Source organism: Bradyrhizobium sp. AZCC 1678 (assembly GCF_036924765.1).
Classification (GTDB): Bacteria; Pseudomonadota; Alphaproteobacteria; order Rhizobiales; family Xanthobacteraceae; genus Bradyrhizobium; species Bradyrhizobium algeriense.
Window position 1 is genome coordinate 1,445,164 of the sequence record NZ_JAZHSE010000001.1, and the last position, 20,823, is coordinate 1,465,986.

Consider the following 20,823-nt stretch of genomic DNA (forward strand, 5'->3'; position numbering starts at 1 on the left):
ACGCGGGGACCCATAACCACAAATGTGGGCTGTGAAACGGGATTCTGGACAAAGCTCGGCTAAACGCGAACATCGGTGGTTATGGGTCCCGGCTCGCGCTTCGCTTGGCCGGGACGACGAGATTTTGGGGTATGGCAAGGGTTGACGGCCCTTGGCCGCCGCGCCATTGAGCAGGGGCCTTCGCTGTCTCTCAGAAAGCCGCCATGCCCGTTCGCCTGGATACCAGCAGCGCCGATTTCGACCCACGCTTCAAGCAATTCCTCGCCGCCAAGCGCGAGGTTTCGGCCGATGTCGAGCGCGCCACCCGCGCCATTGTCGATGACGTGGCCGCGCGCGGTGACGCGGCCCTGCTCGAGGCGACCAGGAAATTCGACCGGCTCGACATCGACGCCGCCGGTCTGCGCGTGACCGCGGCCGAGGTCGATGCCGCGGTCAAGGCCTGCGACGCCGCAACCGTCGATGCCCTGAAATTCGCCCGCGACCGGATCGAATTGTTCCACCAGCGGCAATTGCCGAAGGACGAGCGCTTCACGGATGCGCTCGGCGTCGAGCTCGGCTGGCGCTGGAGCGCGGTCGATGCGGTCGGGCTCTACGTACCCGGCGGCACGGCGGCCTATCCGTCGTCGGTGCTGATGAATGCGGTGCCGGCCAAGGTCGCCGGCGTGCCGCGGGTCGTCATGGTGGTGCCCTCGCCCGACGGCAAGCTCAATCCGCTGGTGCTGGCGGCAGCACACCTTGGCGGTGTGTCCGAGATCTATCGCGTCGGCGGCGCGCAGGCGGTGGCGGCGCTCGCCTATGGCACCGCGACGATCGCGCCGGTGGCGAAAATCGTCGGCCCCGGCAATGCCTATGTTGCCGCCGCCAAGCGACAGGTGTTCGGCAAGGTCGGCATCGACATGATCGCCGGTCCCTCGGAGGTGCTCGTGATATCAGACGACACCGGCAACGCCGGCTGGATCGCCGCCGATCTGTTGGCGCAGGCCGAGCATGATGCGAGCGCGCAGTCGATCCTGATCACGGACAGCGCGGCGTTGGCCACTGAGGTCGAACGCGCGGTGGAATCGCAACTCGCCACGCTGCCCCGCGCCGACATCGCGCGGGCCTCGTGGAACGATTTCGGCGCCATCATCATGGTCAAACAGCTCGACGAGGCGGTGGAGCTTGCGAATGCCATCGCCGCCGAACATCTGGAAATCATGACCGCGGATGCGGAAGGCTTGTCGGCAAAAGTTCGCAATGCCGGCGCGATCTTTCTTGGGCCCCATACGCCGGAGGCGATCGGCGATTACGTCGGCGGCTCCAATCACGTGCTGCCGACGGCGCGTTCGGCGCGGTTTTCGTCGGGGCTCGGCGTGCTAGACTTCATGAAGCGCACCTCGATTCTCAAATGCGGGCCGGATCAGTTGCGCGCGCTGGGGCCTGCCGCGATGACCTTGGGCAAGGCCGAGGGTTTGGACGCCCATTCACGCTCCGTCGGATTGCGCCTCAATTTGCCATGAACAAGCCGCCACCAGACGATGACCAGCACAACCGCATCGTCGCGGTGACGCTCGACGAGGAATCGATCGGGCGTTCCGGGCCCGATATCGAGCATGAGCGGGCGATTGCGATCTACGATTTGATCGAGCAGAACCTGTTCGCGCCGGAAGGGGCGGGCGAGGGCCCGTTCACGCTGCACCTCGCGATCACCGGCAACCGCCTGATGTTCGACATCCGCCGCGAGGACGGCACGCCGGTGGTCGCGCATTTGCTGTCGCTGACGCCGTTCCGCCGGATCGTGAAGGATTATTTCATGATCTGCGACAGCTACTACCAGGCGATCCGCACCGCCACGACCGACAAGATCGAGGCGATCGACATGGGCCGCCGCGGCATCCACGACGAAGGCTCGCGCACGCTGCAGGAGCGGCTGAAGGGCAAGGTGCGGATCGATTTCGAAACTTCCCGGCGGCTGTTTACGCTGATCTGCGTCCTGCACTGGAAGGGGCAGGACGCATGACGCCGAGAGAAGCCTGACCGCATGGATGCGCCCCGCGCGCGCAACCCGCAGGCCGTGCTGTTCGCATGCGGCCTGAACAGCGTGCGTTCGCCGATGGCGGCGAGCCTGCTGCAGCAGATGTTTCCGCAAGCGCTCTACGTGAAATCCGCCGGCGTCAGGAAGGGCGAGCTTGATCCGTTCGCCGTCGCCGTGATGGCGGAGCTCGGCCAGGATATTTCCGGCCACAAGCCCACGACATTCGAGGAGCTCGAGGACTGGGAAGGGCTCAATTTCGATCTCATCATCACGCTGTCGCCGGAAGCCCATCACAAGGCGCTGGAGCTGACGCGCACCATGGCCGCCGATGTCGAATACTGGCCGACACCTGACCCGACCGGCGCCGAAGGCAATCGCGAGCAGAAGCTGCAAGCCTATCGTGAGGTCTGCGACGGGCTGTCGATGCGCATCCGCCGCAGGTTTGCCAAGGCAGGCGCGGCGAGCGGGTAGCTTCCCGTCGTTCCTGCGAAACTAGGAACCCCTGGCGTGAGCGCAATTGCGCTCATCGCGGCGCCGCGGCCGTGCGATTTTAGGAAGCGCCAGTCGCCGATTGTCGTTTCAATGACATCGGGCTGTGGTTATGGGTCCCTGCGCCCGTGCGCGATTGCGCACTAGGCAGGGACGACGAAAGATTCGCAGTTCCGTCAACCACTTGTTCCCCGGTTGTGGAATGGAGTGCCTTCCGATAGGTTCCGCGCGCGCATCCCCATCCGAATCCAATCCCCGACACATCCCGCATGCTTGGCCGCCCCAAAATCGTTCTCGCTTCCGGTTCGCCGCGACGGCTCAGCCTGCTCAATCAGGCCGGCATCGAGCCCGACGCGCTGCGCCCGGCCGATGTCGACGAGACCCCGAAGCGGGGCGAGCTGCCGCGCGCCTGCGCCAACCGCCTGGCCCGCGCCAAGGCCGACGCCGCGCTGAAATCCGTCCAACTCGACGACGAGCTGCGCGGCTCCTTCATCCTCGCCGCCGATACCGTGGTCGCGGTCGGCCGCCGCATTCTCCCGAAGGCCAATCTGGTGGATGAAGCCGCGCAGTGCCTGCGGCTGCTGTCGGGGCGCAATCACCGCGTCTACACCGCCATTTGCCTGGTGACGCCGAAGGAGGCGTTCCGCCAGCGCCTGATCGAAACCCGCGTCCGCTTCAAGCGCTTAAGCGAGGACGACATCCAAGCCTATATCGGCTCCGGCGAATGGCGCGGCAAAGCCGGCGGCTACGCCGTGCAGGGCATCGCCGGATCGTTTGTGGTCAAGATGGTCGGCTCCTACACCAACGTCGTCGGCCTGCCGCTCTACGAATCGGTCACGCTATTGGGCGGCGAGGGTTTTCCGATCCGCTTCGGCTGGTTGAATGCCACCTGATCCGCCCAAGGATACTGCCAAGCATGCCGGCGGGCCCAAGGACGCCGGCGGGGCCAAGGATGCTGGCGGAAAGCCGCCGCCAAAGCCCTGCCCGGAATGCGGCAAGCCGGCCAACCCCGCCACGCTGCCCTTCTGTTCCCCCCGCTGCCGCGACGTCGACCTGAACCGCTGGCTATCCGGCAAGTACGTCATCCCCGGCCGCGACACCGACCCCGAAGACGCCGAATAGCCGTGTTTTACCAAATATTTGGGGACGAGCTCGAAGGCGGGCCGCGCCCAGCGAAGCCGAAGGCGAAGCTGGGTGGACATGACCGCCCGACCTCTCTATAAACCGCCCGCTCGCTAAGGCCTTCTGGGCCCTCGAGTATGCCCAGGTAGCTCAGTTGGTAGAGCATGCGACTGAAAATCGCAGTGTCGGTGGTTCGATCCCGCCCCTGGGCACCATGAAACCAAGCAGCTGATCTCATTGCGATTTTGGTCCAAAGGTCCCAATCGTCCTGAAAGTGGGACCACGCCAGGATTCATCATCAAAGCAGCGATAGCTTCGCGTAGTCGCGTCGGCGCTCCCGGTGGCGCCAATCGGATCGAACGCGACCATCTTCACATCCCGTTCGCGGACGGCTGCAGCGAGGGCGGTTAACTGCGCGGGCGCGAAACCTCCCGCGCTCGCGACCAAGGCCCGGATAATCGCCCTTGGCGCATCCGGAGCGCTCCTGAAATTTCCACATCTGCTCGAGCGCGGCGCACGCAGCCGCAATCTCACTCGTGATTAGGTCGTCTCCTCGATGTCGGGCGGCAGCGGGTTGCCACATGGTTGGTGTTGCCAATTGCCGGGTCATCCGACGTTCCTCACACCAGGACTAATCAGGCCGCCGAGCAACTGCCCGGTTGATCCGAATTGCGCGCCACGCTTTCGAATGCGACATCGTGATCGCGGACAAAAGCTGCAGGTTGGAACCGAACACAAGTTCCAGCGTCGGCAACCGGACATTGCATCGATCACAATGTGTCGATCGCTATAAACAAATCACAATGACGCCCGGTCGATGGCCTACAGCGGCGGACCTGGGTTGGCGCGATCCAGCGATCCCTTGTTCTCGGCCGAAATACCGCGAGAAGGACCAAGCGCCGATTCCGCGATAGCGGAGCGACGCGGCGCCTAATCCATGCCGGCGCGAGCCGGTGCAACATCTGCCACATGTGCAGGCCGGCGTCGCTGGCCGCCGACCTGCTGAGCAAACAGCAGAGGAGGCTCTCATGTCCACAGCGTTCCGCGTGGTTCTCGAAGGCACTCAGGAAGTCCCCCCGAACAACTCGACCGCAAGCGGTCTCGGCACTGTCATCTTTGACAGCACGGAAGTTGCCGCGAGCTATACGTTTCGGATCGAGGGCGTCGATTACGGCCTAGTTACGGGTGGTTCGGCGCAGACGCCATCGACCGACGACGACGTCACCTCCACGCATTTTCACAATCAAGTGCGAGGAGCAAACGGGCCCGTTGTCTTCGGGCAGATCAACCCGGCACAGGACAACGATGATCTTAACATCGCCCTGAATATGGATGGCTCCTGGACGGTTAGTGGTCGATGGGAGACGACTGACCCCGCCAACGTTTCAATCGCCAACTTCGCCGACGAATTCGGTTCAGCTCCGGTGGGATCGGAGATCCCGATCTATTTCAACGTCCATACGAACGAATTTATGGGGGGCGAGATCCGCGGTCAGTTGATCGCAATCGCAGACGATAACGACAACGTTGTCGTCGGAACGCCCGGCGACGATTTCCTTCCCGGGCTCGGCGGCAACGACATCATCCGTGGCCTTGCCGGGAACGACAGACTTGAAGGCGGCGACGGCGACGACATTATCAGGGGCGGCCAGGGAGACGATGACATCAATACAGGCGCTGGCAATGACCTGGTTTTCGGCGGTCGCGGCAACGACGACGTTGGCGGCATGGCTGGAAAGGATACAGTCTTCGGCGGTGCCGGCGATGATTCCATTATCTGGAACGACCCTACGGGCGATGTCGTGTTTGGGGACGCCGGGAATGACACGCTGCGCGGCGGCGACGTTGCCGCCGATACGATCTTTGGTGGTAACGGTGACGACCTCATCCGGGCGGTCGCCAACCAGCAGTTGGCGGATCACGCGCCCGACCGTCTCTTCGGAGACCGCGGGAACGACACCATCTTCGGCGGCAATGCTGCTGATACGATCGAAGGCGGCGCCGGCGACGACACCCTCGCCGGTTTCGGTGGGGCCGATCAGTTCGTCTTTCGCGAGTCTGCAGGAGGCAATGATACCATTACCGACTTCGACGTAACGCAGGACCTCGTAGTGTTGGAAGGCTTTGGAGCCGACTTCGACCCGCTGGACAATCTGAGCGCGGGAGCTTCGGGTACCACCCTTGATCTCGGCGGGGCTGATCAGGTGCTGTTCTTGGGTCTTCTTCCGACCGAGTTGAACGCTGCGAATTTCCTCGTGACCGCTTGAAGCAAGCGTGCCCGGATGAGCGCAGCGATATCCGGGTTTTGGTTAGTGCCGATTCCCGCATATCGCTTCGCTCATGCGGGCTATTTGCAGGTTTTCACTTCTGCTCTTGCGCACGCATCTCTTCCGCCAGAGGTCGCAAGGTTTGCGACATGTCGTCGAGACGCTTTTGCCATTCGGCGCCGGGCATGAAGGCAATAACGGGGGCATCGCCGGGCGAGCTCTTGATGTATTCCGGATCGCGCAAGCCATCCGCAATGGCAGCTTCAAGCTTTTTGGCTACCTCGTCCGAAATGGCCTTCGGTGCGGCGAAGCCGCGTTCCGCGGTCATCGTGACCGGGATGCCTGTTTCCTCTGCCGTCGGAACATCGGGCAGTGACGGCGAACGCTGCTTCGACAGGATGGCAATGGCGCGGAGTGGTCCCTTGTTGGTGCCGTGCATTTCAGGAACTTCGCTGAGGCTGACCATTCCAACCTCCAGATGGCCACCCAGGAGATCAGTCCTCTGCGCGGCCGTTCCGCGATAGGAAATTTCGTTGGGCTCAATTTTGGCGGCGCTTGCCAACATGCGGATCGCCAGATGTCCATTCGTGCCCGCACCATTATGACCGAGCGTTACCGAACCCGGCTTGCTGCGCAGCGCAGCCAGAACGTCGGCAAGCGTTGCGAACTTGCTTTCCGCAGGCACCACGATCACGCTCGGGTCGTCCACCACGCGCGCGATCAAACGGATCTCATCCATGCCGTACTGGGTCTTTCTCGTCATCGGGATGAAATTGTAGCCGGGCACGTTGACGACGCCGATCGAGTAAGCATCCGGCGCCGCGCGAGCAATCGCGGCAAACGCGATCTCTCCACCGGCGCCAGGCTTGTTCAGCACGACAAACTTGGCCTTTCCGCCCAATCTCTGCTCGACGAACGGCAGCAGCTTGCGTGCCATGACGTCGGTTCCGCCGCCCGGCGCAAAGCCGATGACGACTTCGATTGGCTTGTCGTCCGGCCATCCCGCCCAGGCTGGTCCGCAAGCTGCGAAACCGACTACTGCTGCAACCAGTGTGACGACCTTACGATGCATGACATTCCACCCTTTTCTTGTTGTTAGCCGGTCACCCCGCCGCCAGGACAGTGCGACCGACGATTTACGCGTATCGCCTTGTAACTGCTCGGCTCGGCGAAGAACAGCGAACAGCAAGCATAGCCGCATGAGCCAACGGGTCGCGGGCGGCCGTTCGCGCGACCCGTTGGCTCATGCAGGCTACTTGCTGAGCCTTTATCGTCGCCGACGTGGTTTGTGTTTCGGAGGGTCTATTCCGGTAATTGCCCGATACCACGCGGCGTCTGATTGCGCGAGCGCTCTGGCCGCGGCAAGATCCGATTGCGCACGATAGAGCTGACTTAGGCCGAGATAGCAATCGGTGCGCGCCGGTCCGCGAGGTATCGCCTCGCAATTCGATTGCGCGTCCGCAACGGCAGGCGAGGCCACCAGCAAGACTGCGACGAGACTTGCGGTCCAGCGTGTCATACTGCCTCCAAGCGCGCCCGCACGGGCAAGCCATCGGATTCAGTAATAACTATACCGGCGCATGTTCGCGTTGATCATGCATTTGATCACTTGGCGGTCGCAGCGCCAACATTTGTCCAGGCGTCCCCAGTCGCTTATCCCTGCTACCCTGTCGGTACACCTGCCCAAGCAATTCGCGGCTCTGTCTTCACATCGCCAATGCTGTGCTTCGGAAGGTGAGTTGAGGAGCACTCCGGTGCCTATGAGCGCAATCGCGAAAAAAAGGTGCCGTGTCATGGTCGGACCTCCTGAGAAAGGCGCGGGCCGCTCTAAACTCTAACCTCTCGCCGAGGCCAAATCCAGCAAGGCCATCGCTTCGGCCAGCGGCACTTGCATCGGCGGTATGTAGCATGGGTGTGCGTGCCGGTCTGGCGGAAAAACTGGAAATTACGGTGCACTCAATGCACGCTCGATTGAAGGCGTTGATCGAGCGCAATTCTATGGCCACACTCGACTACGCCAACGCCTTTTGACGACGCACCATCTCAGCAATCCAGACTGGCGCATAAGGCGGCGTACAGCCCGGCGACGCCGGATAGTCGATGAGCACCTGAAGCTTTTCGCCAATGCCGATGGCGCGAGCGCGGTACTTGGGGTGATGGATGCCAATTTCGGCAAGGCAGTGGTTCATCGACCACTGCTTGGGTGCAGGCGCATCCTTCATTTCCATCTCGATCTGGTCCAGCAGGCTGTCCAGGTCCAACCCGGCAGCGCTCTTGACCACGCGATCAGTCGTCAAGCTCCAGCCGGCGCGTCCGACCAGATCCGTGCCGTCCTTCCAGCGTTGACGCAGCTCTTCGGCGTGCTTCCCGGGCTTGACGATGTTGGTGATAAACCAGTCCAGAAGCTTTGGCGCGCGAATGTCGTGGATCATCGTGTCGAGCTCATCGGCGGAGAAGGCTTTTGGCCTGGCGATCAGGGTCGCCAGCAGCCGTGCAGCCGTGTCACCGGTGGTCCAGAGTTCTTTTGCCAACTCATGCTGGATCTTCAGGCGCTTGGCGACCGCACGCACGGCAGACAGATTGACGCCATGATCGTCGCCGCGTTCTTCATTGGCTGCCCGCAGCTTTGGATTTTCCAGTAAGGCCAGTTCGGCCATGACGTCAGTAGCTGCGGACATGCAGTTCCTCCATGATCGCCTAACGATAGAGTAATCCTCGGTCGCTCGCAGAGCTAGATAGCAGCTCGTGGTCCCCGACGAGCGCGCAGATCAGCCAAGGCGCAGGATCGCAGCTAGCTCCGTGATCTTACGGGGCTTTAAACATAAACATTGCGCCGGCGCGAAACCAAAACTTAAGGCTGCCGACCCTACGTTTCGAGGATTGCAAGATCTCGGCAGCGCCCGGCCGCGCGCCCCGCGGACCTCGGTGGTTTCAGGCGGAGATAGTCGGTGTCATATTTGACGGCGTTGCCATGCTCCGAGAGCGTCACTCTGCGGTTCCGGCTTGCGCGGGGTCGCGCGCCGTGATTCACGCCCGCAGATTGGTCCGCAAAGCCGCAAAAGCGATCCTGCGAAATGCCCCGCTGCAGATCGCGCTGTTCTTCTTGCCGCTTGTGTGGATCGGCTACTTCGCGATCACGTCTTCGGAACGGGCGGAAGCGCTGCAACAGGCGCGGGCTCACGGAAACAGTGTCGCCGAATTGTTTGAGGAAAATACCGAGCGGATATTCGAAAGGGTGGATCAGTCACTGCGGGTCGCGCGGGCGCTTTACGTGCAGAATCCGGACACCTTCAGCCTGAAATTCTGGGCCGATAAAGCCCAGATGGCCAGCGGCGACGTGGTTCAGTTCGCGCTGATCGGACGGGACGGCTATTTGTTCGATACGACGACCGGCTACTCCGGCCCGCCGCTCTATCTCGGGGATCGGGAGCACTTCATCAAGGTGATGGAGATGGCCGAAGATCGGCTTTATGTCGCAAAGCCGGTGCTCGGGCGGGCATCGAACAAATGGACCATCCAGCTCGCAAGAAAGTTGTTCGACAACGACAAAAATCCGGCGGGCGTCGTTGTAGGCTCGATCAGTGTGGACCTGATTGGCAGGTTCTACGACACCGCAAAGCTCGGTATCGGAGGAACCCTCGTTCTCAGAAATGCCGACTACATCGTGCTCGCCGCGCGGGGAATAGACCAAAGCACCGTGCTGGCACAGCGCAGTCCCGGCCACGTTGAAGGCGAGTTAGGGGACGGCTCCCATAGCCAATATTGGAATTGGAGCCGGAGCGAAGGTCGCCCGAACCGGAGCAACAGATTGGTCACCGCGCGCAGATCGCGCGCTTTTCCGCTGATCTTTACCGCCGGCATTTCGGAGCAGGAGATCTATTCGCGCGCTCAAGCCAGGCAGAAAATCTATCTCGGCGGAGCGCTTCTGCTCACCTTCATCATCCTGGGGGCGACCGCGCTCCACTGGCGAAGGCAGAAGGCTCTCTACGCCGCGCAGCGCGAATTGCGCGACTCCGTGAGCAAGTTCGAGGATGCGCTGCGAAACCTGCCGCAAGGGCTGAGCATGTTCGATGGTCAGGATCGCCTGATCGCGTTCAATCGACAATGGCTCGACGCCTATGGGCTTTCGCCGGAGGATGTCCGGATCGGCATGAATTTCCGGGAGGTGTTTGCAAAGCAGGACGCTGTGCGCGATCTCGACGCCTATCTGGCTGACCTGAACGAGCGGCTCGCCAAATCGGAACAGACCTCGAACACGGTGCAGTTTCCGGACGGCCGCGTCATCTATATTTCCTATGGACGGCGCGAGAGCGGTGGCTGGGTCGCGACCCATGAAGACATCACCGAACGCAAGGCTTCCGAGGACCGGATCGAGCGGCTGGCTCACTATGACAGCCTGACCGGCCTTGCCAATCGTAACCTGTTCAAGGGGTCGCTTGACGAAGCGCTGGACAAGTATCTTCTGCAGCATACGCCGTTCGCCGTGCTCCTGCTGGATCTCGACAGGTTCAAGTCCGTCAACGACGCGCTCGGCCACCAATGCGGCGATGCGCTTCTCAAAGAGGTCGCTGGTCGAATCAAGGCGCAGGTCCGGGAGGTCGATACGGCGGCCCGGATCGGCGGTGACGAGTTTGCGCTGGTCGTGGTATCGGGGTCGTCCGCGCTGCAGGACAGCGCCGCGACACTCGCCGCGCGGTTGGTCCAGGCAATTGCCGAACCCTATGAAATAGACGGCCACCCGGTCGTGATCGGATGCAGCATCGGCGTCGCCGTGGTGCCCGAGCATGGCACGCGCACCGATGAAATTCTTCGCAATGCCGATCTTGCGCTCTACAAGTCGAAGAATGCCGGTCGAAATTGTTTCAATCTCTACTCGCCGGAGCTCAAGGCCGAAGCCGACCAGCGCGACATCCTTGAAATCGAGCTGCGCGAGGCGATCTGGCGCGAAGAGATTGAGGTCTTCTATCAGCCTGTGTTCAAGCTCTCTACGGGCCGCGCGACGTCGGTTGAGGCCCTGGCGCGCTGGCGCCACAAGACCCGAGGCTTGATCCCTCCCGCTGAATTCATTCCGGTGGCGGAAGAGAGTGGACTGATCGGCGAGCTCGGCAATCTGGTGCTCGCCAAGGCGTGTCGCCACGCCGTGATGCTGCCTGATGATATCAAGGTTGCCGTCAACCTGTCTGCTCTGCAATTTGCGAGCGGCAATCTCGTCGATTGCGTGATGGTCGCGTTGACAGACAGCGGACTTGCCGAAACACGGCTCGAGCTCGAGATCACCGAGAGCGTCTTTCTGGCTGACAGCCAGGAAAATCTCAAGACGCTCGAGCGCCTGAAGAGGCTTGGCGTTTCCATTGCGCTCGACGATTTCGGCGTCGGCTATTCGTCACTGTCCTATCTGACCGCCTTTCCGTTCAACAAGGTCAAGATCGACAAGTCCTTCATCGACAAGATCGGTCGCTCCGAGACCCTCGCGGTCCTCGGATCGATCGTCCAGCTTGCGAAGACATTGAACCTCTCGATCGTCGCTGAAGGCGTCGAGACACACGAACAGGTCGAAAAGATCCGCTCGCTCGGAATTGCCATGTGCCAGGGGTATTTCTTCAGCAAGCCCGTGCCGTTCGGCGAATTGCTGCCGCAAGTCCTTTCCGAGCAAGTCCTTTCCGAGAGCGAGCGGCAAGCCGTAGCCTAGCTTAAGCAAAGTTCGGGCGCTTGATGCCGCGAGCGATGCGGCGGGCAGGGCTGCTGTTCGATGCCGGACGGCTGGCTCTGGCGAATTCATGACCGGCAATTCCCTGAAGCGATGATGCGGATTCTGTCGTCGCGGGGCCGGAAAGGGTTCAACCCTTCTTGCCGAGCACGAGATCGACCGTATGCGCGGCGATCTTCTGAAGCTGGGCCTCATCGCCGAAGGCGCGTTCGAGCACGGCCAATCCGCGTGTCACGGTGACGATGTGTAATGCAGCGCTCCCGGGGTCTCCGTTGAACTCGCCGCGCTCGACGCCCTCGGACAAGGCGTCCTGAACCAGGCCGGTGATGCGCGCCACCAGATCCGCGAAGGTTTTGCGGGCGTTCTCGTCCGGCCCTTCACCTTCGACCGACGTCAGCTCCATCAGTCCCCGTGTGGTCGGACATCCGCGGGGCGGCGAGCCGGAACGGAAATTCTTGATCGTCAGATCGAAAAACGCGGTGAGGCGCTCGCGCAAGGTCCCCGCGCCGAGGGTCTTTTGAAGAGCGCTCACATATTCGCCCGCATAGCGCTCATAGGCGCAGAGAAACAGCGCTTCCTTGCTGCCAAAGGCATTGTAGAGACTGCCGCGCTGGACGCCCGCGTCACGCGCGATGTCCGAGAGCTGTGTGCCCCGCACCCCCTTGCGCCAGAATTGATCGAAGGCGATCCGCAGGACGTCGTCGTGGTCAAACTCTCGCGGCCTCACGTTTCCCTCCGCTGTGCGCCATCGGTTCAATCCAATCGCCTGACGCCGGCCAAAAAGTATTTGACACAGCGTCGAGAATGCGGGTATCGTTTTTCGACAGCGTGTCAAAAACTATTGATAGCTCATTTCGTCGATGGGGTGAACCACCCGTGCGGGAGCCGCCATGGCGCGCGTCCGCGTTACCGGCTCGAGATAAGGACCCGCGATGCCGCTCATCCACATTTCACTGCGTGCCGGAAAGCCGGAAGCCTACCGGCAGGCGATCTTCGACGGCCTTTACCGCGCGATGCGGGAGACGCTCAACGTGCCCGAAGACGACCAGTTCATGACCATCAGCGAGCATGACGCTGCGAACTTCCGCTACAGCGCGTCCTGTTATGGTGTCAGCCGAAGCGAAGACGTCGTGTACATCCAGATCACCGTGTTCAACACCCGCACGACAGAACAGAAGAAAGCGTTGTTCCGGCGCACCGCGGAGTTGCTCGGCAAAAACCCCGGCATCCGGCCGGAGAACGTGTTCGTGAACGTTCTCGAGTCCGCGAAAGAGAATTGGTCCGTCGGCCACGGCCTCGCGCAATTCGCATGAGGCGACACTACATCTGAATATCGGGCCTGAAGAGGGCGCGAACCGTCCATTTCATCCGCGGCTGACTTTGTCTGATGCAGAAACGGCCGTCGATAACGGGCACCTTGATAATCGAAGAAGGCTTGTTGCCGCAGCAATGCTGGAGGCTGTCCGAGAAACCCGGCTGGTAGATGTAGAAGCGCGCATAGAAGGGTTCGACGGTGACCATCAGGTCGATCGAATTCAGGCCGCGCGGAATCTTGTCGCGCAGGTCAACCAGGCGGTCGCCGGGATTGCAGGCCAAGGCGGCCGTGACCAGGAGCCAGTTCATCCCGACAGAGTAGACCATTTCGTGCTGAGCAAAAGACCGCCCAAGGCGGTCTCTGTGCGGTTCTGTCAGAGAACGCTCAGGCTACATGGATCGCAGTGTTGCAGGCTCTAGATTCTTGGTTTGACGTTTGACGCGTTTTCTTGACGCGAACCGGCCTCCACTTCGCTGGAAAACGCTTTAGCCGGCAATCACGCCGCCAGCGCGTCCGGATTGACTTCGCCCTTGGCGATATCGGTGAGAAGGGCGTCGGCCTCTTTCTCTTCCAAGAGGCTGTCGTGCAACAGCATCTGGTCGTCACGCAGGTCGAGCTGGCCGGCAAGTGCTGCGGCCGAGCCGTAAGCGGCGATCTCGTAGTGCTCGAGCTTCTGGACGGATGCGATCAGGCCCGCATCGCGAAGATCGTCTCCCTCCAGGATGCCGAGCATCTTGCGGGTTTCGCCGATGAGGGCCTGCATGGCCTGATCGATATGCGCCGTCGGGTCGGCGCCATGCTTGCGAAGGATACTGATAAGGCGTTCCTTCTGCCTCATTGTCTCCGCATGATGGTCCACCAGGGCATCCTTCAACGCCGGATGCGACGCGGCCGCCGCCATGCGCAGCAGCGCTTCCGCAAGCTGGTCCTCGACACTCACCAGTTCCTGCAGCTCGGCGAGGTACATGTCCTTGAAATTGCTGATTTCCATGACGAAATCCTTATCGCAGGAGTGTACGGGACTTTCCCGAGGCGTCGCTGAATTCCGGAAAGCAGCCGGCACGCGCCGATCGGCCTTATCGTGTTCGAGGCCGACAATGTCTCTCAACGAGGCTACGACGCATCTGGTTCCCGACCAGGCGCCAGGAGGAGGTGTACCGATGACGGAATGGTATTTTGTTTGGGTCGAAGGTCTGCGCGGGCCCATGCCGCAGAAATGGTCATCGGATGGGCTCTGGGGCCAGGTCGGGCGTCAGGATGTCATTGTCCGTTTCGCGCTGAGCGATGCGGAGGCGCATCTGCCGCTCGACGAACTGGCGAGGCTGCATCCCATTCCTGACGGGAGATAGCCGGGCCGCGGTTGGCGGCCGTCACAAGATTTTCACACTTGGTTTTTGTCTGGAACATTTGGCTTTGTTCGGAACATTGCGAATTTGATTTCGTTGCCGGGTTGAACGGGCGCCAGGAGGCACCACTGTTCCGAACTCAATTCGCCCTGCGGCGGATTTGAAAGCGAACTTGCGAACCAGCGCGCGGTGCTGGTGGGACGAGCGATCAGGATCCGACACCCTTGACGCTTGATCCTCCGCAAGGAGCGGCCGCGTGTGGTCTTGGCCGTTGCGCGGTCCTCAACCAACCAGAAGCCGGAAAACCAACCAAAGCTAGTTAAGGAGTCGTGCATGAAATTGAACTCGGCACAGGTGGAACGCGCTCTTATGCAATTCGAAGCCCAGGCGCTGCCGGATGATCATCCGGTGGTCCCGCAACTGGCCAGCATGTTTGGCGATCACACCTTCTTCATCGACAGCGGCGGGCTCAACGTCCTGGAACCGACCGAGGCTTCCCAGCCGGAAGCGCCCGTCGGCATGATCGTAAACCTTGCCTATTGGAGCGATGAGACCCTGACGAAACTGTCGCCGCACGAGCCCGAGCCCACAGGCGTTATCGTCAGCCTCGAATCCAGACACTGACGCCTGCAGGAGCGATCATTTCGCGGCGGGTCCGGTCACGACGTATCGGGCCGGACCGGCTGCGATCTGCAGGTCCGCCTGTGCTGCGTCGGCGTCGGTCAGGTTTCGAAATGAACCCCGATCCGCTTCTCTTTCCGCCAGACGACGCGGCACGGCAGATGGAGGTGGTCGGCTTCGATCACCAGCGTGAAGCGTTCGGGAATGCCGACGGGCGAGATCACCTCGAGTGCGGCGCCGGTTTCGGAAAGGTTGCGGACCGTGCAATCGAAAGCAGCGCCGCCGCCAAACGAAATCTTGCCCGCCTTCAACAGCCGCCGCCGCGGTGCTATTCTGTGCTCGTCCACCACCTGGACCTCCGCTTGAACAGGCTAGTTTTTGAACAGGGTAGTTTTCGGCCTCTGAGGTTACTATCCCGTTACCGTACATACCAGCGCTGATGCAACGAAAGGTAGTAGGCCACCAGAGGGCCATTCTGTCAGCTCATCGGGCCTGACCATCCGTCCGCGCCCGCCGTCCCTCGATCGGATAGGCCGGATCGTTGAACCCCGGCGTCGAGGGATGGCCGCTCACCACCAGGCGGTCGATCAGCGCCTCGTCCTCGGCCGTGAAGCGATAGTCGAGCGCCTTCAGGTAATCGTCCCATTGTTCCTCGGTGCGGGGACCTGCGATGACAGCCGAGACGAACGATGAATTCAGCACCCATGAAACCGCGAACTGTCCGGCGGTGATGCCGCGGGCCTCGGCATGCCGCTTGATCTCCTGGGCGAGCTGCAGCGATTCCGGCCGCCATTCGGTCTGCATCATGCGCTTGTCGGCGCGCCCCGCACGGGTGTCCTTGTCGGGCGCAGCATCCGGTCTGTACTTGCCGGTCAGCACGCCGCGCGCCAGCGGGCTATAGGGCACGATGCCGAGGCCGTAATAGCCGCAAGCGGGAAAATGCTCGACTTCCGGCATGCGGTTCATGGCGTTGTAATAGGGCTGGCTGACGATCGGGCGGTCGATGCCGTTGTTGTCGCAGATGTTGCAGATCTCGGCGACGCGCCAGGCGCGGTAGTTCGACACGCCGAAATAGCGGATCTTGCCCTGGCGCATCAGGTCGCCGATGGCGCGCACCGTCTCCTCCAGCGGCGTCGCGTGGTCCTCCTTGTGCAAATAGTAGATGTCGATGAAATCAGTGCCGAGCCGTTTCAGGCTTTCTTCCGCCGCCTGCAGCACCCAGCGCCGCGACAGCCCGCCGCGATTGGGATCGTCGCCGATCTGGTTGGCGAGCTTTGTCGCCAGAATCCAGTTGTGCCTGTTGTTGGAGATGGCGCGGCCGACCACCTGCTCGGACTGGCCGCCATTATAGGCGTCGGCAGAATCGATGAAGTTGATGCCGGCCTCGCGCGCCTTTGCGACGATGCGCGACGACGTCGCCTCGTCGGTGGGGCCGCCGAACATCATGGTGCCCAGACAGATCGGCGAAATCTTCAAGCCGCTGCGGCCAAGTTGGCGGTATTGCATTGGGTGGGTCCTCGTGCGTGTACGCTACAAACATAACCGCTGGGGATCGTCATTGCGAGCGAAGCGAAGCAATCCATCTCACCCGGAAAAGAAAGAATGGATTGCTTCGTCGCTTCGCTCCCTTGCGCAAACGCTTCGCGTTTGTCGCAGGCAATGACGTGGAAAGGGCGCGGCTTCAACTCTCATTCTTCAATATCTTGAACACGCCGCTCGCCATCGCGATACAGCGTTTGTCGACGGTCACTTCCGTTGTGATGAAAATGAGGCTGCGGGTCGAGCGCACCACATGCGGCTTCGACACCAAAACCTCGCCGATCTTGCCGGCTTCGACAAAGTGCGTATCGAGCTGCACCGTTGCCAGCGTCGGCTTGCCCGAGACGAAGCGGGCGGTCATGCCGCAGGTACGGTCGGCGAAAGTCATGATCACGCCGCCCTGCACCAGGCCGCGGCGGTTGTGATGCTTGTCCTCGGTAGCAAGTGCGTATTCGTGCGTGCCGTCGACCACGCGCTGCCATAGCGGGCCGATCAGGTGCAGGAAGCCTGACGTTTCGACGATCTTCCAGCCGTCGGATTTGAGTTTGTCCGCGGCCTTGGCTGTCATGTCGTGCTTTCCGTTTCCTGCGGGCTGTCATGCTGTCCGGGGTCATTTCATCTGATGCGCGGCTGTTGTAGTCAAGCGGGATGGTCCGATCATTCGACGATACCACAAGGCGGAATATCGCAGGGCGCTGCGCGGCATTTGCGCGGGCGTCGTCCGGCGAGGCGGTGGCCGGGCTGAAACGCGCTGCCGTGGCGATTGCGCTGGCGGAAGCCGAGGCCGGCGGGGGAACGACGTTTCTGCTGACCCGCCGCGCCGCGACCTTGCGTTCGCACGCCGCCCAATGGGCGCTGCCGGGCGGGCGCTGCGACCACGGCGAGACGCAGGCGCAGGCCGCGCTCCGCGAGCTTCACGAGGAACTCGGCGTTGGCCTCCGCGAGAGCGATGTGCTCGGCCTGCTCGACGATTACCCGACGCGATCAGGCTATCTCATTACGCCTGTGGTGGTCTGGGTGAGCACCAGCGCAGATCTCGTGCCCAACCCCGCGGAGGTCGCCTCGGTGCATCGCGTAGCCCTCGCCGATATCGAACGCAACGACGCCTTCAGCTTCACCACGATCCCAGAAAGCACGCGGCGCGTGATCCGTTTCCGCCATGCCGGTCAGCACATCCACGCGCCGACGGCGGCGCTGATCTATCAATTTGCCGAAGTGCTGGCGGGAAGAAGCACCCGCGTCGCGGAACTGGAACAGCCGGTGTTCGCGTGGAGGTAGAACTGCGCATCCACCTCACGATGTGAGATGCGATGGTCGCAATGACGATGTAAGCACCTCATTCGGAAGTCAGCTTGCGAATGCCGGTTGTTTCAGCAACGATGGCCGCGCCAATAAGAACAGTCCTGGGAGCGCGCTCATCATGTCCACGTGGATCAAGAGCTTTTGTGTCGTCGCCGCATTGCTCGGCCCGAGCGTAGCCATCGATTCAGCGCGAGCACAAAACTATCCCGCCCGCGCCATCACGCTCGTCATTCCATTCGCGCCCGGCGGCAGCACCTCGATTGTCGGTCGCGCCATTGCCGACAAGATCAGCGAACTGCTCGGCGAGAAGGTCGTGGTCGACAATCGTCCTGGCGCCGGCGGCACGGTCGGCACCAAGGCGGTCGCCAAAAGCGATCCCGATGGCTACACGCTGCTGCTGGGTTACACCGGCACGCTGGCGATCGGCCCCTCGCTCTACAAGAACCCCGGGTACGATCCGCGCAAGGATTTTGCGCCGATCGGCCTGATCGGCAACGCGCCGAATTCGCTGGTGGTGCATCCGTCATTCCCGGCGAAAAGCGTCGCCGAACTGGTCGCCTATGCGAAGGCCAATCCCGACAAGGTCAATTTCGGCTCGGCTGGTGCCGGTACCGCCAGCCACATCACCGGCGAATATTTTGCCCGTGCCGCCGGCATCAAGCTGGTGCACATTCCCTACAAGGGCACCGGCCCGGCGCTGACCGATCTCCTCGGCGGCCACATCCCGATGGCGTTCGCGCCGATCCCGGCCTCGCATCCCAATGTCTCCGCCGGCAAGCTGCGCGCGCTCGCAGTCACCAGCATCACCCGTTCGGGCCTGCTGCCCGACGTGCCGACGATGATCGAAGCGGGCCTGTCCGGTTTCGACGCCTCGCTCTATTACGGCCTCGTCGCGCCCGCTGGCACGCCGCGGCCGATCATCGACAAGCTCAACAAGGCGCTGCGAGATGCGCTCGCTTACGACGAGGTAAAGAAGCAGTTGGGCAATGACGGCACCGATATCACGCCCGGCACACCGGAAGACTATGCCGCCTTCATCGACAAGGATGAGAAGAAATGGTCGCAGCTCGTGAGGGCCAGCGGTGTCGAGCAGGAGTGAGTGGCGAGATGGGACTCTTCCCTTCTCCCATCGAAGTGGGATGTATCCGACTTCGACCAAATTTAATGCTCAACTCGGGTAAACCCGAGTTGAGGTGGGAGAAGGTGGCATAGGCAGCCTATGGCCGCCGTCTCTTAGAACGCCGATGCTTCGCATCGGCGTCCTATTTTAGTACAGCAATGGCCGCCTATGCCACCTTCTCCCCACAAGGGAGAAGGAAGAAAGAGCGCCGCGGAAGTTCGGGCCGTTTCGGGGCTGACTTCACGGGCACGCTTGCTACAACGAGGCCATGCGCCAGCCATTGATTCGCATGGGTTCCGGATTTGTCGCGCTCGCGCTGTTCGCGGGCGTGCCTGCAATCGCAATGGACGCCGGTATATTCCCTCCCTCGACCGCAGACGCGATGGCGCAAGCAGCTTCGCCGCAGGCGATCGCCGAATATCGCCGCAAGCTGAAAGAATATCAGGAAGCGCGCGCCGCGTTCGAGGAGGAGGCGGGGGCCTATTGGTCTTCGATCTCGGAGAAACGAAAGGGCCGCAACGCCAAGCGCCGGGAACGCCAGGCCATTGCGCTTGACGATTATGTGCTGACGCAGCCGCCGGTCTACAGCGGTCCGAAGCAGCCGGTTAGTCCGGAGCTGGAGGAAGAGAAGCCGCCGCGCGAGCGCAAGCCCATTCCCGTCGTCGCCGATTTTCTCAAGGCCGCCGCCGAGCAGTTCCAGTTCACGCCGCAACGACCGGCCGCCGAAGTCGACTTCAAGCGCGCCTATGCCCGCTACGCGGTGGCTGCCGGCCTGACGCGCGAGCAGGCGGTGCGGGTCTATTCGTTCGAGACCGGCGGCAACGGCAATTATGACATGCAGTCGGGCCTGAGCGCCTCGCGGCCGGGCTCCCGCGCGATCTCGACCGCGATCGGCTACAACCAGTTGCTCACTACCAACAGCGTCGAATTATTGGCCGAACAGGGCCACGAATTAATCAGGGAATTGACGGCAAGGGCCGCGACGCTCTCGGGCGCGCCGCGGAAAGCAATGGATCACAAGCTTGCCGTGCTGAAAAAGATGGTGGCGTTCACGCGCACCGTGCCGGACACGTGGTCCGAGCATGAGAAGCTCGCCAATACGCCACAAGGCTGGGCCGTGCACGCCATGGTGCTCGATATCGACGTCGGGCCGATGCTGCAGACCCACAAGCTGCTGACATCGGTGATCTTCGCGCGCGCCAAGGGCTACAATCGCCCGCTCTCGGCCGCCGAACTCGAAATGATGAACCTGACCGGCGACGGCACCGGCCTCGACATGGTGACCATGCCGCAGGCGATGCGCGAACGGGTGCCGACCTCGAATTTCTTCCAGCGCGGAGGTTACGAACGCAACCCTGTCGCGATCCGCCACAACACGGTGGCGAAATTGCTCGCGGTCACCGACGAGCGCATGGATTTCAACTCCGGCAAGCCGGGCGCGAAGGAATTGGCGGCAGCGTTTTAGTTTTCACCCTCCAGGGGAGGGTAAGTAGCGCGAGCGCCGTACCTCAATCCGACCCGAACATGAACTTGCCGTCGCCCTCCAGATAGGGCCCGGAGCGCATATAGAGCTGCCCGTTCTGGCCGATGAAGAACAACGTCCCTTTCGGCACCTTCTTGGCGCCTTTCAGCAGCGTGCCGGCATTGTTGGTGCCCATCTTGTAGGAGACCGTCTTGCCGTCCTTGCCGTAGGCATAGCCCATGTCAGACTTAAGCTCCCAGGGTGTCGGCGCGGCGGCTTGCGCAAATGCGCAGGTCGAGAACCCCGCCAGGACGGCCACCGTCAAAACCGTCTTCGTTGAAACACTCGTCATCATCCATCCTCGCCACAGCCATTCGGCCTCGTGCCCCACGTTTTGAACAAATCACGAACGGCATTGTGCCGTCAATTGGCACCTTCGACGCATCACACCTTACCTTGAGACTTTGTGATTTCCCGCGTTCGACTTCGCGACTATGTTCGCTTTTCCAGCTAAAAGCA

Annotated in this window: 22 protein-coding genes and 1 tRNA gene; 14 read left to right on the plus strand and 9 right to left on the minus strand. The window is 61.8% G+C overall.

The features are described from left to right. Positions 1-203: 203 nt before the first annotated feature. From hisD to V1294_RS06875, 7 genes are all read left to right on the plus strand, one after another. Positions 204-1,499: a histidinol dehydrogenase gene (gene hisD, locus V1294_RS06845; protein WP_334495969.1), complete on the plus strand. Its 1,296-nt coding sequence runs from the start codon at positions 204-206 to the stop codon at positions 1,497-1,499. Next, positions 1,496-1,999 carry a UPF0262 family protein gene (locus V1294_RS06850; RefSeq protein ID WP_108514416.1) on the plus strand — a complete coding sequence of 168 codons (504 nt, stop codon included), beginning with the start codon at positions 1,496-1,498 and terminating at the stop codon, positions 1,997-1,999. The genes hisD and V1294_RS06850 overlap by 4 nt, the downstream gene beginning before the upstream one ends. A 21-nt stretch (positions 2,000-2,020) precedes the next feature. After that, positions 2,021-2,485 carry an arsenate-mycothiol transferase ArsC gene (locus V1294_RS06855; protein WP_334495973.1) on the plus strand — a complete coding sequence of 155 codons (465 nt, stop codon included), beginning with the start codon at positions 2,021-2,023 and terminating at the stop codon, positions 2,483-2,485. Between the two features lie 287 nt (positions 2,486-2,772). Continuing rightward, a complete protein-coding gene (locus V1294_RS06860; RefSeq protein WP_334489446.1) occupies positions 2,773-3,396 on the plus strand; it encodes a Maf-like protein in 624 nt (207 codons plus the stop codon). Continuing rightward, entirely contained in the window at positions 3,386-3,625 is a 240-nt protein-coding gene (gene yacG, locus V1294_RS06865; RefSeq protein WP_334489448.1) for a DNA gyrase inhibitor YacG, read from the plus strand. Before V1294_RS06860 ends, yacG begins: the two co-directional genes overlap by 11 nt. Before the next feature lie 139 nt (positions 3,626-3,764). Next, positions 3,765-3,840 (plus strand) — tRNA-Phe (locus V1294_RS06870). 813 nt (positions 3,841-4,653) lie between these two features. Then, complete coding sequence (locus V1294_RS06875) at positions 4,654-5,892, plus strand: CHRD domain-containing protein (RefSeq protein ID WP_334495975.1); 1,239 nt, start codon at positions 4,654-4,656, stop codon at positions 5,890-5,892. Positions 5,893-5,986: 94 nt separating this feature from the next. On the opposite strand, the gene V1294_RS06880 is transcribed toward V1294_RS06875, so the two are convergent. Beyond that, positions 5,987-7,081: a tripartite tricarboxylate transporter substrate binding protein gene (locus tag V1294_RS06880; protein ID WP_334495976.1), complete on the minus strand. Its 1,095-nt coding sequence runs from the start codon at positions 7,079-7,081 to the stop codon at positions 5,987-5,989. A gap of 823 nt (positions 7,082-7,904) precedes the next feature. Continuing rightward, positions 7,905-8,570: a DNA alkylation repair protein gene (locus tag V1294_RS06885; RefSeq protein WP_334495977.1), complete on the minus strand. Its 666-nt coding sequence runs from the start codon at positions 8,568-8,570 to the stop codon at positions 7,905-7,907. Positions 8,571-8,914: 344 nt separating this feature from the next. On the opposite strand from V1294_RS06885, the gene V1294_RS06890 reads away from it, so the two are divergent. Further along, positions 8,915-11,581 carry a bifunctional diguanylate cyclase/phosphodiesterase gene (locus V1294_RS06890; RefSeq protein WP_334495979.1) on the plus strand — a complete coding sequence of 889 codons (2,667 nt, stop codon included), beginning with the start codon at positions 8,915-8,917 and terminating at the stop codon, positions 11,579-11,581. A 148-nt stretch (positions 11,582-11,729) separates the two neighbouring features. Here V1294_RS06890 and V1294_RS06895 read toward each other — a convergent pair whose 3' ends face one another. Continuing rightward, positions 11,730-12,326 carry a TetR/AcrR family transcriptional regulator gene (locus V1294_RS06895; RefSeq protein WP_334495981.1) on the minus strand — a complete coding sequence of 199 codons (597 nt, stop codon included), beginning with the start codon at positions 12,324-12,326 and terminating at the stop codon, positions 11,730-11,732. 205 nt (positions 12,327-12,531) lie between these two features. Here V1294_RS06895 and V1294_RS06900 point away from each other — a divergent pair, with 205 nt between their 5' ends. Further along, the gene (locus V1294_RS06900; protein WP_334476696.1) at positions 12,532-12,912 is read left to right on the plus strand and encodes a tautomerase family protein; all 381 of its coding nucleotides are present in this window, start codon (positions 12,532-12,534) and stop codon (positions 12,910-12,912) included. Between the two features lie 7 nt (positions 12,913-12,919). Here V1294_RS06900 and V1294_RS06905 read toward each other — a convergent pair whose 3' ends face one another. Together V1294_RS06905 and V1294_RS06910 are read right to left on the minus strand one after the other, a co-directional pair. Continuing rightward, positions 12,920-13,195, minus strand: coding sequence for a hypothetical protein (locus V1294_RS06905; protein ID WP_334495982.1), 276 nt, complete (start codon positions 13,193-13,195; stop codon positions 12,920-12,922). A 215-nt stretch (positions 13,196-13,410) separates the two neighbouring features. Further along, a complete protein-coding gene (locus V1294_RS06910; protein ID WP_334495984.1) occupies positions 13,411-13,905 on the minus strand; it encodes a YciE/YciF ferroxidase family protein in 495 nt (164 codons plus the stop codon). 106 nt (positions 13,906-14,011) lie between these two features. Between V1294_RS06910 and V1294_RS06915 the strand changes: the two genes are divergently transcribed. Further along, complete coding sequence (locus V1294_RS06915) at positions 14,012-14,263, plus strand: hypothetical protein (RefSeq protein WP_334476700.1); 252 nt, start codon at positions 14,012-14,014, stop codon at positions 14,261-14,263. Between the two features lie 330 nt (positions 14,264-14,593). After that, positions 14,594-14,884 (plus strand): hypothetical protein, encoded by a 291-nt coding sequence (locus V1294_RS06920; RefSeq protein ID WP_108514399.1) that lies wholly within the window; start codon positions 14,594-14,596, stop codon positions 14,882-14,884. A gap of 98 nt (positions 14,885-14,982) precedes the next feature. Here the strand turns inward: V1294_RS06920 and V1294_RS06925 are convergent, their stop codons facing one another. The 3 genes from V1294_RS06925 to V1294_RS06935 all read right to left on the minus strand — a co-directional run bounded on the left by V1294_RS06925 (position 14,983) and on the right by V1294_RS06935 (position 16,988). Next, complete coding sequence (locus V1294_RS06925) at positions 14,983-15,228, minus strand: PilZ domain-containing protein (protein ID WP_334504542.1); 246 nt, start codon at positions 15,226-15,228, stop codon at positions 14,983-14,985. Positions 15,229-15,364: 136 nt separating this feature from the next. Next, positions 15,365-16,387, minus strand: coding sequence for an aldo/keto reductase (locus tag V1294_RS06930; RefSeq protein ID WP_108514398.1), 1,023 nt, complete (start codon positions 16,385-16,387; stop codon positions 15,365-15,367). A 175-nt stretch (positions 16,388-16,562) separates the two neighbouring features. After that, positions 16,563-16,988, minus strand: a complete 426-nt coding sequence (locus V1294_RS06935) for a PaaI family thioesterase (RefSeq protein WP_334495985.1) — start codon at positions 16,986-16,988, stop codon at positions 16,563-16,565. An 80-nt stretch (positions 16,989-17,068) separates the two neighbouring features. Between V1294_RS06935 and V1294_RS06940 the strand changes: the two genes are divergently transcribed. The 3 genes from V1294_RS06940 to V1294_RS06950 all read left to right on the plus strand — a co-directional run bounded on the left by V1294_RS06940 (position 17,069) and on the right by V1294_RS06950 (position 20,307). Beyond that, the gene (locus tag V1294_RS06940; protein ID WP_334495986.1) at positions 17,069-17,698 is read left to right on the plus strand and encodes an NUDIX hydrolase; all 630 of its coding nucleotides are present in this window, start codon (positions 17,069-17,071) and stop codon (positions 17,696-17,698) included. Between the two features lie 142 nt (positions 17,699-17,840). After that, positions 17,841-18,821, plus strand: coding sequence for a Bug family tripartite tricarboxylate transporter substrate binding protein (locus V1294_RS06945; protein WP_334495987.1), 981 nt, complete (start codon positions 17,841-17,843; stop codon positions 18,819-18,821). Between the two features lie 289 nt (positions 18,822-19,110). Then, positions 19,111-20,307, plus strand: coding sequence for a hypothetical protein (locus tag V1294_RS06950; protein ID WP_442895324.1), 1,197 nt, complete (start codon positions 19,111-19,113; stop codon positions 20,305-20,307). A gap of 43 nt (positions 20,308-20,350) precedes the next feature. Here the strand turns inward: V1294_RS06950 and V1294_RS06955 are convergent, their stop codons facing one another. After that, positions 20,351-20,656, minus strand: coding sequence for a hypothetical protein (locus V1294_RS06955; protein WP_334476707.1), 306 nt, complete (start codon positions 20,654-20,656; stop codon positions 20,351-20,353). Positions 20,657-20,823 lie beyond the last annotated feature (167 nt).